The sequence below is a fragment of the Rhodococcus aetherivorans genome (assembly GCF_025722975.1).
GTDB classification, from domain to species: domain Bacteria; phylum Actinomycetota; class Actinomycetes; order Mycobacteriales; family Mycobacteriaceae; genus Rhodococcus; species Rhodococcus aetherivorans.
The window spans coordinates 4,361,159-4,374,591 of sequence record NZ_CP106982.1 but is presented as its reverse complement, the minus strand read 5'-3'; the positions used below and the strand labels follow the sequence as shown (position 1 = coordinate 4,374,591).

The 13,433-nt window shown below is 72.1% G+C and carries 13 protein-coding genes; 9 read left to right on the top strand and 4 right to left on the bottom strand.

Annotated features, from left to right (window positions below; genetic code table 11):
• The first annotated feature begins 43 nt into the window (after window positions 1–43).
• From OCS65_RS19820 to OCS65_RS19805, 4 genes are all read left to right on the top strand, one after another.
• Window positions 44–1,897 carry an acyl-CoA thioester hydrolase/BAAT C-terminal domain-containing protein gene (locus OCS65_RS19820; RefSeq protein WP_263507470.1) on the top strand — a complete coding sequence of 618 codons (1,854 nt, stop codon included), beginning with the start codon at window positions 44–46 and terminating at the stop codon, window positions 1,895–1,897.
• Window positions 1,898–1,967: 70 nt separating this feature from the next.
• A complete protein-coding gene (locus OCS65_RS19815) occupies window positions 1,968–3,146 on the top strand; it encodes a hypothetical protein (RefSeq protein ID WP_006941391.1) in 1,179 nt (392 codons plus the stop codon).
• Between the two features lie 225 nt (window positions 3,147–3,371).
• The gene (locus OCS65_RS19810; RefSeq protein WP_051446069.1) at window positions 3,372–3,794 is read left to right on the top strand and encodes a hypothetical protein; all 423 of its coding nucleotides are present in this window, start codon (window positions 3,372–3,374) and stop codon (window positions 3,792–3,794) included.
• Window positions 3,795–3,909: 115 nt separating this feature from the next.
• On the top strand, window positions 3,910–4,956 hold the full coding sequence (locus OCS65_RS19805) for a zinc-dependent alcohol dehydrogenase family protein (protein ID WP_029542625.1): 1,047 nt from the start codon (window positions 3,910–3,912) through the stop codon (window positions 4,954–4,956).
• A 104-nt stretch (window positions 4,957–5,060) separates the two neighbouring features.
• On the opposite strand, the gene OCS65_RS19800 is transcribed toward OCS65_RS19805, so the two are convergent.
• Window positions 5,061–6,200, bottom strand: coding sequence for a patatin-like phospholipase family protein (locus OCS65_RS19800; protein WP_081637013.1), 1,140 nt, complete (start codon window positions 6,198–6,200; stop codon window positions 5,061–5,063).
• A 243-nt stretch (window positions 6,201–6,443) separates the two neighbouring features.
• Between OCS65_RS19800 and OCS65_RS19795 the strand changes: the two genes are divergently transcribed.
• Window positions 6,444–7,112, top strand: coding sequence for an HAD family hydrolase (locus tag OCS65_RS19795; protein WP_006941379.1), 669 nt, complete (start codon window positions 6,444–6,446; stop codon window positions 7,110–7,112).
• A 44-nt stretch (window positions 7,113–7,156) separates the two neighbouring features.
• On the opposite strand, the gene OCS65_RS19790 is transcribed toward OCS65_RS19795, so the two are convergent.
• Together OCS65_RS19790 and OCS65_RS19785 are read right to left on the bottom strand one after the other, a co-directional pair.
• The gene (locus tag OCS65_RS19790; RefSeq protein WP_065922795.1) at window positions 7,157–8,137 is read right to left on the bottom strand and encodes a hypothetical protein; all 981 of its coding nucleotides are present in this window, start codon (window positions 8,135–8,137) and stop codon (window positions 7,157–7,159) included.
• A 155-nt stretch (window positions 8,138–8,292) separates the two neighbouring features.
• Window positions 8,293–9,828: a hypothetical protein gene (locus OCS65_RS19785; protein WP_263507469.1), complete on the bottom strand. Its 1,536-nt coding sequence runs from the start codon at window positions 9,826–9,828 to the stop codon at window positions 8,293–8,295.
• A 123-nt stretch (window positions 9,829–9,951) separates the two neighbouring features.
• Here OCS65_RS19785 and OCS65_RS19780 point away from each other — a divergent pair, with 123 nt between their 5' ends.
• On the top strand, window positions 9,952–10,809 hold the full coding sequence (locus tag OCS65_RS19780; RefSeq protein ID WP_006944784.1) for a ParA family protein: 858 nt from the start codon (window positions 9,952–9,954) through the stop codon (window positions 10,807–10,809).
• Window positions 10,806–11,288: a hypothetical protein gene (locus OCS65_RS19775; RefSeq protein WP_006944785.1), complete on the top strand. Its 483-nt coding sequence runs from the start codon at window positions 10,806–10,808 to the stop codon at window positions 11,286–11,288. Before OCS65_RS19780 ends, OCS65_RS19775 begins: the two co-directional genes overlap by 4 nt.
• Window positions 11,289–11,318: 30 nt before the next feature.
• Here OCS65_RS19775 and OCS65_RS19770 read toward each other — a convergent pair whose 3' ends face one another.
• Entirely contained in the window at window positions 11,319–11,477 is a 159-nt protein-coding gene (locus OCS65_RS19770) for a hypothetical protein (RefSeq protein WP_006944786.1), read from the bottom strand.
• Window positions 11,478–11,683: 206 nt separating this feature from the next.
• On the opposite strand from OCS65_RS19770, the gene OCS65_RS19765 reads away from it, so the two are divergent.
• Window positions 11,684–12,424 carry a DUF429 domain-containing protein gene (locus OCS65_RS19765; RefSeq protein WP_006944788.1) on the top strand — a complete coding sequence of 247 codons (741 nt, stop codon included), beginning with the start codon at window positions 11,684–11,686 and terminating at the stop codon, window positions 12,422–12,424.
• A 64-nt stretch (window positions 12,425–12,488) separates the two neighbouring features.
• Complete coding sequence (locus tag OCS65_RS19760) at window positions 12,489–13,406, top strand: pseudouridine-5'-phosphate glycosidase (protein ID WP_263507468.1); 918 nt, start codon at window positions 12,489–12,491, stop codon at window positions 13,404–13,406.
• The last annotated feature ends 27 nt before the right edge of the window (window positions 13,407–13,433 follow it).

Sequence of the window (13,433 nt, the reverse complement as noted above, 5' to 3'; positions counted from 1 at the left end):
GGAAGCACCCCCACGGCGGCGGGAGGCGGGAGACAATCCGCGAATGTCCCTCGTCGTCGGATTCGCGCCGTGGATTGTGTACTGGATCCTCGTCGGCAACACCGGGTTCGTCACCGCCGTGGCCGCCGCCCTCGCGCTCGCCGCCGCCGGCCCCCTCGTACAGCGGGTGCGCGGAAAGCCTTGGCGCTCCCTCGACGTCGGCACCGTCGTCGTCTTCGCGCTGCTGCTGATCGCCGCGCTCACGCTCGACGACGCCGTCCTCGAACGCTGGCTGCAGCCGGTCGGCAATCTCGGACTGCTGCTCGTCGTCCTCGGCGGCATCCTCGCCGGACGACCGTTCGTGCGCGAATACGCCGTCGAGACAGTCGATCCCGCGACCGCGGCATCCGGCGGCTTCCGGTACATCACCACCGCGATGACGTGGATGTGGGCCGCCGCGTTCGCCGTGATGACCGTGTCCTCGCTGATCCCGCCGATCGTCGACGGTTCCGCCACCGTCCGCGACGAGACCGACGCGCTCTCCGTCGTCGGCTACTGGGTCGTCCCCTTCGTCGTCCTGGGTGCCGCCGGACTGGTTTCGGCCCTGTTTCCCAAGTGGTTCGACACGAAGTCCGCGCTCGCCGCCACCGCCAACCCGAGCCCCGAACCCGCGTCCCCGACGGCACCACCCCCGGACCTCGACTCGCCCCGGGTGCACCTCGTCGTACCGCGCCAGTCGCGGCACGACGAGCCGTTCCGCCTCACCCTCGCCGGGTCGCGGCCCGACGCGACGATCACCGTCACCGCCGAGGGCGCCGACATGTCCGGCGCCCGCTGGCGGTCGCACCGCAGCTACGACGGCAGCGTCGACGTCGTCGACGAACCGTTGTGGGACATGCGGTTCGACGAGCCCGACCGCGTACCCGACCTGTTCGTCCCCCCGCCCGGCCGGTGGCCGGTCACGCTCACCGTCACCGACGGCCCGCACACCACGCGACGCACGGTGATCCGCACCGACGCCGCGCCCGGCGTGACCGTCGAAGACCTCGACGTCGCCGGACGGCCGGGTCTGCTCGCCCGCCCGGACGGCCCGGCTCCGCCGCGCGGATGGCCGGCGGTGCTGTGCGTCGGCGGATCCGAGGGCGGCGTCGATTCCCAGCGCGCCACCATCGCCGCCCTCGCCTCCCACGGCCACGTCGCCCTCGCCTACTCGTGGCTCGACGAGAACACCGAGGTCGCGTCCGTACCGCTCGAGCGCTTCACCGGCGCGCTGCGCCACCTCGCCGCCCTGCCCGAGATCGACACCGACAACGTTGCCGCCGTGGGCATTTCCCGGGGCGCCGAAGGCCTTCTCGCCGCCGTCGCGGCCGACGGCACGTCGCTGCGGGCGCTGGTGCTCGTCAGCCCCAGCTCCGTCTCGTGGCAGGGACTCGGGCCGGACGGGGAGATCCCGGACACTCCGTCGTGGACCCTGGGCGGCGCGCCACAGCCCTGGGCACCGCTGCCCAGCTCCGCGCTGATGCCGCAGATGATCCGCAACGCCTGGCGCGCCGGCCGCGACGTCGCCCGGCACCGGCCGTCGCTGCTGCGGCTGTCCGACGCCTACCGCGCGGGACTGCGCGACGCGCCCGACCCCGCCCACCTGCGGTCCGAGAAGATCGACGCCCCGATCCTGTGCATCACCGGCACCGACGACCAGCTGTGGCCGGCCACGGACATGGCGGGCGCCCTGCTCGCCCGGCGCGGCGACGGTCGCGACCGGCACCTGTCCGTCGACGGCGCCGGCCACCTGATCCGCCTCGGCATGTTCCCCGGCGACGCCCAGTGGAGCGGTGGCATCGCCTTCGGCGGCACCCCGGCCGGGCAGGGCAGGGCCCAGCGCGCCGCGGTCGACGCCGTCACCGAGTTCCTCGCCTGACCGGCGCTCCCGTCGCGGTCCCGGGTTTTCTGGAACAGTGGAGGGGTCCGGACGCCACGAGGAGGTCCCGATGTCCGACGACCCGCAGTTCCCGGTCGGGTTCGAACCGGCCGAGCAGCGCCGCGAGCGGATGGCCGCGCAGGTGCGCCGCTGGTGCGAGCAGCACCGGCTCGACGGCCGGCACGCCCCGCTGTCGGACGCCGCCGCTCTCTGCCTGGCCGCCGGCCACCTCGACGACGAGACCCGCGACATCCTGGCCCGGCGCCGCCGGATCGGCCGCGGCCTGCCCACGCTCGGCGGGTTCGGCGCGTTGCGCCATCTCACGGACGAGCACGCCCGCCTCACGGTGCGAGCCGCCGACCTGCGCCCCGGCGCCGCCCGGCTGGTGTTCGAGTACCGGGCGGGGGAGCTGGCCAAGCGGCTGCGCAACGCCCACTACACGCTCACCGTGTCCGGCCGGCACTACGCGCAGGGCGTGCGGGCCGTGCGGCGGGAACGGCGCGACGGCGTGCACCTCGACCCGCACCAGCGTGACGCCCTGTTCGCGGCGCTGCAGCGCACGCCCGCGCCGATCCCCGAGAGAACGACCGATCAGGTGCGCGGCGCCGTGCTCGGCGTGGCCGTGGACCGGGTGACGCGCTGGTCCGACGGCACCGCGGCGGCCGCGGTGGGACGTCGCGCCGCCGACGCCCTCGGCCGGCAGGTGCCCGACGGCGACGATCACTTCGTCGACCGGTACGACACCCTGCTGTTCCTCGCCGGCACCCTGTTCGATCGGATCGAAGGCTCCACGGCCTGGCGGTCGGACCACCTCGCGGTGCAGCGGTCCCAGCTCGATCTCGCCGACGAGCTGACGCAGATCGCCGTGGACGCCGTGACGTTGCGGGGCCTGCTCGCCGAACTCGCCGACGCCCGGCGCGCGGCGCCGTCCGCTCGCGCGGCCGTCGACGCGCGTATCGCCGCGCTCGCACCGGTGTGGGATCAGCTTCTCGACCGGGTGGCGGCACTGGCCCGCATCGGCGAACTGCTCACCGTCGCCGAGGTCCAGCTGCGCACGGCCGAGGTCGAGGCCCGCACCGCGAGCCTCGACGAGCGGATCGACTCCCTCATCGGCCGATCGGGAGCGCGGGAGTTGTCCGCCGACAACACCCACTTCGTCGGCGACCAGTTCGGGATCGCGGCAGAGCTGATGGGTTCGCTCCGGTCGGAGCTGAGGGGCGACATCGCGGAGCTCACCGCGCGGGAGTGAGGCCGCCCGCGCGTCGATTGTCAGCTGTCACAGCCCAGCTCCTCGGTGATTCCGACGTCGCCCGACGGCACTGCTTCTCGTGCGGGCGGTGCTGTAACTTTCACGCGTTCTCGAGCGAAATCGACTGGGGGTGAACGGATGCTGCGCAGTGTGTCGAGATGCACGGCGCCGAGATGCACGGTGCCGAGACCCACGGTGCCGGCGTGCACGGCCCGGAGGTCGGGGATGCTCCTGGCGGCGACGGTGTTCGCCGTCGCCGGCTGCGGCGGGTCCGGCGGCACGGTCCGGGTGCAGGACGCCCCGATCCTCGAGGCGGAGTTCGACACGGTCCTGCTGACGGGCGAACCCCGCACCCTCGCCTCCGTGGCCGAGGACGCCGGTCTGTCGCCGGGGTCGTGGGACCGCATGTACCGATTCTCGCTGCCCCTGCTGATGAGCTCGATCAACCGGGATCTCGGCCTGACGGGCACCGTGTGGGAGAACCTCCCCGACACCGCGGGGCAGGGCCTGATCGTCTTCATGTCCGACGGCGCCGTCGTCCGTGCCACCGTCGACCGGGCACCCGTCGTCGAGGTCGACGGGTACGGCACCCCCGAGGCGCTGGTCGAGGCGGCCCCGGACCGGCTCACGATCGTCTCCGGCCACTGACCGACCCGGTGTGACATCCCCCCGTCCGATTCGAGGTCCAAGGACCCGTTCCGAACGGGCGCGAACGATGGGACGCTGAGACCGGCAGACACCCATCGGCGAAAGGGCCGAAGCAATGAAGGCACTGGTGTTCCACGGTCCGGGCAAGCGCGTCTGGGAGGACGTTCCCGACCCCCGAATCCAGGACCCCACCGACGCGATCGTCCGCGTCGACGCGGTCACCATCTGCGGCACCGACCTGCACATCCTCGGCGGCGACGTCCCCGAGGTGACCGACGGGCGCATCCTCGGGCACGAGGCCGTCGGCACCGTCGTCGAGGTCGGGCCGGGCGTGCAGAACCTCGCGCCCGGCGACCGGGTCCTCGTCTCGTGCATCACCTCGTGCGGGCGCTGCCGCTTCTGCCGCGAGGGCCGCTACGGCCAGTGCCTCGGGGGCGGGGGCTGGATCCTCGGCCACCTCATCGACGGCACCCAGGCCGAACTCGTGCGAGTCCCGTTCGCCGACAACTCGACCCACCGTGTACCCGAGGGCGTGAGCGACGAGCAGATGCTCATGCTCGCCGACATCCTGCCCACCTCCTACGAGGTCGGCGTGCTCAACGGATGCGTGCGGCCCGCCGACGTCGTCGTCATCGTCGGCGCCGGACCGATCGGTCTCGCCGCGATCCTCGCCACCCGGCTGCTGAGCCCGAGCCACGTCGTCGCGGTCGATCTCGCCGACAGCCGCCTCGAGGCCGCCAAGGCGTTCGGCGCCGACGTCGTGGTCAACGGCGGGCGCGACGACGTCGCCGCGGTGGTGCGCGACCTCACCGGCGGCCTCGGCGCCGACGTCACCATGGAGGCCGTCGGAGTGCCGGCGACGTTCGAACAGGCCGTCGAACTGGTCCGGCCGGGCGGCCATGTCGCCAACATCGGCGTCCACGGCGCGCCCGCCACCCTGCACCTGGAGAGCATCTGGATCAAGGACCTCACCATCACCACCGGCCTGGTCGACACCTACTCGACGCCGACCCTGATCGGCCTGGTCCGCAGCGGCAAACTCGACACCTCGCCGATGATCACCCACCGGTTCGCACTCGACGAGTTCGAGGAGGCCTACGACGTCTTCGGCCGCGCGGGTGAGACCGGTGCGCTCAAGGTGCTGCTGACGGGCAGCCGGTAACCTGGCGCGGCTGCGCTCGCTGCTTCACCCGCGCCGCCACAGGCGAGCGAATGTATCGTTCCGTCGGACTACCGAGGTGAGCGATACATTCGCTCGGGCCGCGCTCATTCGTGAGTTGCCGCAATTCCGAGTTCGGCTGCGGCGGAAGTAAAGTCCGGGTCGAAGAGCAGGAAGCTCAGCAGGTCGCCGTGGTCCTCGCGTGTTCCCCCGGCGAGGCGACCCAGGACCGACAGCCACGGATGGCGCAGACCGCCGACGCCCGCGGCCTTCCTGCTGTACACGTCGTACGCGAGCCGGCCGAGGTCGTACGCCTGATCGAGCGACGGGCCCGCGAACCGCACCCGGATCTCCCGATCCGATGTCACGTCCGCGCTGTCCACTCCGGCTGCACGGATGCGCATCAGCCGGTCGTTACGGACCTCGAGTTGGTGGAGGTCTTCGATCATGCGGTCCGAGAGGAGGGCGCGCAGGATCAGCGCGGCGGCACCGAATACGTCGGGCGGTTCGTCGTCGCAGGGCACGAGGTCGGCGGCAGGCCGTTCGATCCAGTGTCGCGGCTGGGTCGCGACGACTCCGAGGGTGTCCGCGCCGAAGGCGAGGGCCGGTTTCAGCGGGGTGTTGAGCTGCAGACCGCCGTCGGCGTACCAGCCTGCCCACGCCGCCGGTTCGGTGACCCGGACGGGCCGGAACAGCACCGGCACCGCCGCCGATGCCAGCACGTGCTCGACGGTCAGTTCCGTTTCGACGTAGGTGATGTTGCGATGTTCGTCGTAGGGAGGTAGCGGCACAGACGAGTGCTTCTCGACGAAGACCACGGTGCCGCGGGTGGCGACCGACGTTGCGGTCACCGCGACCGCCCCGATGGCGCCGCTGCGGATGTTGGCGTGCAGGTCCTCCCAGCAGATGAGAGAGTCCAGCAGGTCGTGCATGCGCTCGGTGTCGAGAAGGCTCGGTAGCGTGACGTCCAGACCGGCGGCCTGACCGAGGTAGCGCAGGCCCGTGCCGACCAGCGTCCCCACGGGGCCGAAGACGTCGTCCAGTCCCACCGTCGACCACAGGCTCACGATCCTGTGGGTTGCGGCCTTGTACCCGTCCCCGGCGAAGGCGGCCAACGCGACGACGTTCAGTGCGCCGGCGCTGGTTCCCACCAGAATCGGGGGGTGCTCCGACCTCGGCAGGTGCGGCAGCAGCGATGCGATAGCTCCGGCCTCGTACGCGCCCCGGGCGCCCGCGCCGGATACCACCAGACCTACGGTTTCGCTCACGGTCGTCCCCCTCACGACGAGCACGTGCGTACATCGGAGAACGATACGCGCCGGTGCGGCGCCGAATGCGTGATCCGCAGGAGGCGGACGAGGGGCGCGACGAGCACATCCTCGCCCCGTCGGCAGCGCTCACGGGCATCCGGCCGGGGGCGCCGGATCCGTCCGCCGATCGGTTGCGTGTCGGTGTCGTGCCTGCGGACGAGTGTGGCCGAGACTGGGCCTGTGTCCGATATCGGCGGTGTGGAAGCGGTGGTGTTCGACCTGGACGGTGTGCTGGTCGACTCCGAACCGCTGTGGGAGCAGGTGCGCCGGCAGGTCGTGGCCGAGCACGGGGGTCGGTGGACTGCCGACGCGCAGAGCCGATTGATGGGCATGAGTACCCCGGAGTGGTCGAGGTATCTCAGCGACGGTCTCGGTGTCGACCTGCCGCCCGACGACGTGGCAGCGCTGGTCATCGATCGCATGGGCGCTCGCTACGCCGACCGGCTGCCGCTGATTCCGGGTGCGGTCGAGGCGGTGCGCGCGATGGCGGCGCGGTGGCCGCTCGGGCTGGCCAGCTCGTCCCCGCAGGCTCTGATCGACGGCGTGCTCGACGCCGCAGCGCTGGGAGACGTGTTCACCGTGGCGCTGTCCACCGAAGGTGTGGCGCGTGGGAAGCCGGCACCCGACATCTACCTGACGGTGGCCGAGCGACTCGGGATGGACCCGGCTCGGTGTGCGGCGGTGGAGGATTCCAGCAACGGGCTGCGGTCGGCGGCGTCGGCCGGCATGCGGGTGATCGCGATTCCCCATCCCCGGTACCCACCCGACCCGGATGCGCTCGCCCTCGCAGGACTGGTGCTGCCCGGCTTGGACAGTCTCACCCCGGCCGCGGTGGCAGCGATGAGGTGAGAGGTGGATGCCGGGGCCCTGCCCCGGTGCAGCCGGTCTCGCCCCTATGCCGGGGGACTCGGCGCAACGCCGACCGGCTGACCCGAAACACGTTTGGGAAGAACGGGAGTGGGAGCCGGGACCGCGCAGGGTGCGAATTGCGCGGCCCGGAACAGGTTGTCGGCGACGCACTCGCCGTCGACACCGGCGGGGACGGAACCGGCGACGAGACCGCGGACCTCCCGGTACAGCGCGGTGGTGTGTTCGACGGCGAGCTGCACCGCGAGCTGGTGATACGTCGTGCCGGGATATCCGGGGACCGGCTCACGACCGCGGAGCGTGCCCGGATCGTCCTTGTTCAGGGTCAGGTGACACTCCTCGAACGGGGCGGGCGGGGCGGGCGGGCCCTCGGCCGGTGGGACGGACGACCCGGCCGGGGGAGCGGGTGGACCGCTCGGGCAGCCGTCGAGGCCGTTCGCCGGGGTCAGCTCGAAGTATCCGGTGTGGAGTCCGGCCGGAAGAGCGGTGGGATCGCACGTCGGGAAGAGCGGGGCGAGCCCCGGTGCCCGATCCGTGCCGACGGCCAGCTCGACCCAGTTCGAATGGGAGTAGAAGTCGGCGAGTGCGTGGGTCAGGCCGCCGAAGGCGCTGCGGGCCGCGAAGCCGTTCGCGGAGGTGCGGAACTCCGGCGGGCCGGTGGGTTGCGCACCGGCGATCACGGCGGGCACGAAGAAGTTCCACGCGTCCCGGGCACGGTCGCAGACGTCCGCCGGTCGCGCGGCGTTGTCGAAGTGCCGGAAGGCGTCGCCCTGGAACAGGTCGCTGCCTTCGTTGCCGGTGCCGGTGAGGAGGCTTCCGGTGATCTCGGCGAGCGCCGGGTCGTCGACACCCCCGTCGAGGGTGGCCGGGGGCAGCGCTGCACGCAGGATCGCGCCGTGGATGTCGGGCGCGAAGGCCAGCGCGTTCGGCGGCATCGACACGGACAGTAGTGCAGCGGCGGCAACCGTCACGATCGTCGACAGACCGGGGCGGGGAAGCAGTGTCATGGGTACTCCGCAGTCGTTGGGTCGTGGCAGTCGTTGGGTCGTGGCGGTCGTGGGTCGTGAGCACCGCGCTGCTTCCGGCGATGCCGCGTTCGTTACCGGTGGTGGCCTCCTCCGAATATCCCCCTCGGCGGCGATCGTCGCCGGGGAATTCGGGATCATCGCAGAGCCTGCCCGGCCGGCACCCCGAACGGCCGCACGAGTACGGCACCCCAGTCCCGCCACGGCGGGCACGGTGGGGGCGGACGGCCGTTCAGGAAGCGGATCGCCGCGTCCTCGAATGCCGCCGATCTGGGCAGGTACGGGTGGGCGACGCGGGCCGGGCACCCGTTTCGCTCGACGTCGAGCTGCCAGTCGTCCGGCATCAGGGGCAGATCGGTGGCCGCGGGGAGGCTCGTTGCTCGTACCGTTGCGGGAAGTGGCTGAGCGAGGATGGATTCCGCGGCTCCCGCCGTGCCGAGCAGTTCCCGCGCGGCGGGGGTGTCCGGGTCGAAGTGGAACCGGACCAGGTCGGTGGCCGGAGCGGCGGCACGCAGCAGGTCGCCGAAGACGCGGCCGGGCGCGTTCACGTGCGGTGGGGGATAGCCGGTCGGGGTGCTCGGGAACGGGCCGACCAGCAGTAGCGCATCGACGTCGACCCGTCCGGTGGCGACGGCCTCCCACACCACCCACACGGCGTGCGAATGCGCGGCCACCACCAGCGGACGAGGCAGCGCGGACGCCTGCTCGACGAACAGATCGACCTGCTCGTGGAACGGACGCTGGGTGTCGCTCGGCCCGTAGGGGGCACCCGTGCGGATCGGGCAGGTCGCGTCTCGCTGCGGCTGCCCGTCGCCCGGTCCGGCATACGAGAAGTAGTACACCTGCTCGCAGCGGTAACCGAGGCGGTGCACGTCCGTCGCGTGGATCGCGCCCCGCCCCGACGCCGAGTTGATCCCCGACAGGATCAACAGCGAACCCGGCTGCGGCGGTCCGGGTTCCGGCTCGTCGTACCCGCGGGTCGCGACGAACACGAGCGACGCGGCGGCGAGCACCGCGACGAGCGCGGTCAGGACCGCCCCCGGCCGGCGCAGCGCCGGGCGGCCCATCGCCCGGATCGCCAGGCCGGTCGCGACGGCCGAGACCGGGACGAGCGGCACCGTCAGGACCGGGACCCGTTCGGCCACGGCACCCAGCGCCAGGATCACCGCGCAGTACGGCAGCATCACCTCGACCCGCAGCCCCCGCCGCCAGGTCAGCGCGACGGCCGCGCGCAACCGGGATCCGCCCTGCCACGGCACCGGGCCGAGCGTGAGCACCAGCACCCCGATCAGGGCGACGGCGGGCCAGAACAGCCGGGAGTACAGGACCGCGTAGGCGGTGGCGTCGGCGAACGCCGCCAGCAGCACCGGCCCGAACGCGACCGTGTAGAACAGGGCCGCGAAGCGCAGCCGGCGGGCGTCGAGGCCGCCCAGGAGCCACGCCATGAGCGCCACCCGGGCTGCGGCCACCCCGGCGAGCAACACCAGGAACGCCGGCCACGACGACGCCCGCGACAGCAGGATCCGCAGGTCGGTGAATTGATCCAGCGGCGGCAGCGCCACCAGGTGGATGAGCCCCGGCCAGGTCGGGACCGCGTTCGTCGCGGCGAGCAGCACGACGAGCGCCGCGGTGGCCGCGAGCGGCCACCAGCGCCTCCACCGTCCCTCTCGCACTCGCGGGCTCCCGTCGCCGACTGCCTCGAATCTAGGGGGTGCGCCGGTGCCCGGCGCCGGATTCGTCCGGGTCCCGGTGTACTTTGCTGAGCGAACGAGTAGCGAGTGTGCTGGGGGTGTGGTGTGGCGCGGGTGATCGCGACGATCAATCTGAAGGGCGGCGTCGGCAAGACCACGACGACGGCCGCCCTCGCGGAGTTCATGGCCGCCGAATTCGGGCAGCGGGTGCTGCTGATCGACCTGGACCCGCAGACCAACCTCACCACGATGATGATCGGGGAGGAGCGCTGGCAGGAGCTCAACCAGCTCGACCGCACCCTCGCCACGCTGTTCCGCGGTGCCGTCGATCCCGACGCCCCCGCCTTCGACATCGAGAAGGCCCTCCAGCGCGACGTCTCACCCGTGCGCGCCGTCGAGAACGTCGACCTGCTCGCCTCGTCGCTGGATCTGATGGACATCCAGGAGGGACTGAGCCACCAGCAGTACGCCGACCCGAAGTCCACCCGGCCCCTCCAGGTGCTGCTGCACGCGATCACCCCGATCGCCGACCGGTACGACTACATCCTCGTCGACTGCCCGCCCAACCTCGGCATGCTCACCCAGAACGGCCTGCGGCTGGCGAACGGCTACCTCATTCCGACCATCCCCGACATCCTCTCGACCTACGGGATCCCGCAGCTGCAGACCCGGGTGCGGGCGTTCGCCGAGCGGACGGGACATCCCATCCGCGAGATCGGCCTCGTCATCACCAAGTACCGGAGTGCGTCGAACCTGCACCGCAGCATCATCGAACAGCTGCAGCGCGACGAACGGATCGCGAACGTCGTACCGGCGTGGATCCCCGAGGCCAACCAGATCGCGCAGTCCGCGGAGTTCGTCCCGTACGGCACCCTCAAGCGCAAGTACGGCAACTCCGGGCAGTTCGACGCCCTGCGCATGCTGACCGAGGACGTCCTGATGAACGCGCAGGTGCTGCTGTGACCGGCACCGTCGACCGCGACGAGGCCCGCCTCCGAGTGCAGATCGGGGAGGCGAGCGCCGCGCTGCTGCGGCTGCAGGGATCGAGCCCCGCCGCCGCGACCGCCCTGGTGCGGCTGGTGCAGGTGATCGCCGACGAGGCCGCCCGCACCCCGCGGTTTGCGCACGCCCTCGCCTCGGCACTCACCGCGCCGGCAGAGGCGCCGTCGCCCGCCCCGGCACCGCGGAAGGCCCCCGCCGCTCGGCGCGGCACACGCGCCCCGGGGCCGTTCGACCCGTTCGCCGCGTTCCGCGACGGCGGCGAGGCCGGCCTGCGCGCGAAGCTGGCGCCGCTGGACGTCGAGCAGCTCAAGGACATCGTCGCCGAGCACGCGATGGACTACGACCGCCTCGCCATGCGCTGGCGCACGCCGAAGAAGTTGCAGGACAGGATCGTCGAGCGGGTCAAGGCGCTCACGACGAAGGGCGACGCCTTCCGCTGACGGCGCAACCGGATCGCGGAGCGGCGCCGGTCAGGGTGTCCGTGTCCGTCGATCCACTTCCTTCTCGACGGCGACGGCGAGGTCGTGGACGACCCTGGAGTGCCATTGCTTGTGAGCCGCGAGGTCCGCGGCGAGGGCATGGCAGTCCGGGCATTCCTGTGCGGCGCTGTTCTGCTGGGTGTGCTCCATGGTGTTGCACCTCCTGGAAGAGATATCCGCCTCCACCGTGGCACGGATGCGGAACGTAGTCCACGATTGCGTGCCCGCCGATCCTGTGCGTGCCGGCGGCTTGCTCCCTCCAGGGCGTGCCTGCCCCCGTTGTGGCGGGACCGGGGGTGCGCGGTGCACAGTACGAGTGCAGGCTCCGGGGCCGGGCAGCGGATACCGTGACGTCCGTGAAGACGGTAGGGGTCGACCTCGCGGCGGAGCCGGCGAAGACGGCGGTCGCCACCGTCGCCTGGGAGCACGGCACCGCGACGGTGCAGGAGCTACGGCTCGGCGCGACCGACCCGGACGTCGTCAACGCGGTGGCCGCCGCGGACCGGACCGGCATCGACGCGCCGTTCGGGTGGCCCGACGCGTTCGTGGACTTCGTCGGCGCGCACCATCGCCTCGAGTACTCGCGCGAGCGCGCCCTGAGCAGCCGAGCCGGACGGCTCCCGCTGGTGCGGCGGTTGACCGACCGCGTGGTGCATGCCGGGACGGGAATCGTCCCGTTGAGCGTGTCCGCGGATCTCATCGCCCATGTGGCGCTGCGGTGTGCGGGTCTGCTCGCGGAACTCGATGCCGTCGGGGTGGATGTCGACCGCGTCGACGGAACGGTGGTCGAGGTGTATCCCGCTGCTGCGCTGCAGGGCTGGGGCCTGCCGTTCAAGGGATACAAGAGCGCGAAGAACCGCGAGGCGCGGGCCGCATCGGTGGCCGCACTGGAACGCGCCCTTCCGGGACTGAGGCTCGGCGGCTTCCGGGACCTCTGTGTGGCCTCCGACGACGCGTTCGATGCGGTGGTCGCCGGCCTCGTCGCCCGAGCGGCAGCGCTCGGAAGAACCGTCCGGCCCGATGCGGCGCAGCGCGCCGTCGCGGTCCGGGAGGGGTGGATCCATCTGCCGCTGTGCGGAATCCGTGAGCTGCTCTGAATTTCCGAGATGATCGGCGACGCTCGCCCTCCGCCGCTACCCTGCACGCAACGAGAGGAGCCGCATGGACCCGGTGATCCGGATATCGGACGAGGTGCGCGACGCCGTCGCAGCCCGCCGGCCGGTGGTGGCCCTGGAATCGACGATCTTCACCCACGGCCTGCCGCGCCCCCGCAACCTCGAGGTGGCGCTCGAGGCGGAGGCGCGGTTGCGGGAGGCGGACGTCGTCCCCGCCACCGTCGGCGTGCTTCGCGGCGTCCCCACCGTGGGGCTGTCCACCGACGAGATCGCCGACCTCGCGACGGCGGAGACGGTGACGAAGCTGAGTGTGCGCGACCTGCCGATCGCCGTGGCGCGACGACTGTCCGGCGGCACCACCGTTGCCGCCACGGCGCTGCTCGCACACCGCGGCGGGGTCGAGGTCTTCGCGACGGGCGGGCTGGGCGGCGTGCACCGCGGCGCGCAGAGCACCTTCGACGAGTCCGCCGACCTGGTCGCCCTGTCCACCGTGCCGATCCTCGTCGTCAGCGCCGGCGTCAAGTCGATCCTCGACATCCCGGCCACGCTGGAGCGGCTCGAGACCCTGAGCATTCCGGTCGTCGGCTACCGCACGACCAGCTTCCCCGGCTTCTACATCCGCGACAGCGGCTGCCCGCTCGAACATTCCGTCGGGTCGCCGGCCGAGGTCGCCGCCCTTGTCCGTGCCCGGGACGCACTCGGCCTGAAATCCGGTGTCCTGCTTGCGAATCCGGTATCGGAAGACGCCCAGCTCGACCCCGCGCTGCATGCGCGGGTGCTGCACGAGGCCGAGGAGCGGGCCGCGGCGGCCGGAGTGGTCGGCAAGGACACCACCCCGTTCCTGCTCGACCACTTCCACCGCGCGACCGGCGGCCGCAGCCTCGACGTCAATGTCGAGGTCTATCGGGGCAATGTCGCGCTCGGCGGTGCCGTCGCCACGGCGCTCGCCGCCGAACCGCGATAGCCGCCGGCCGGGGTTCCCGCCCGCCGC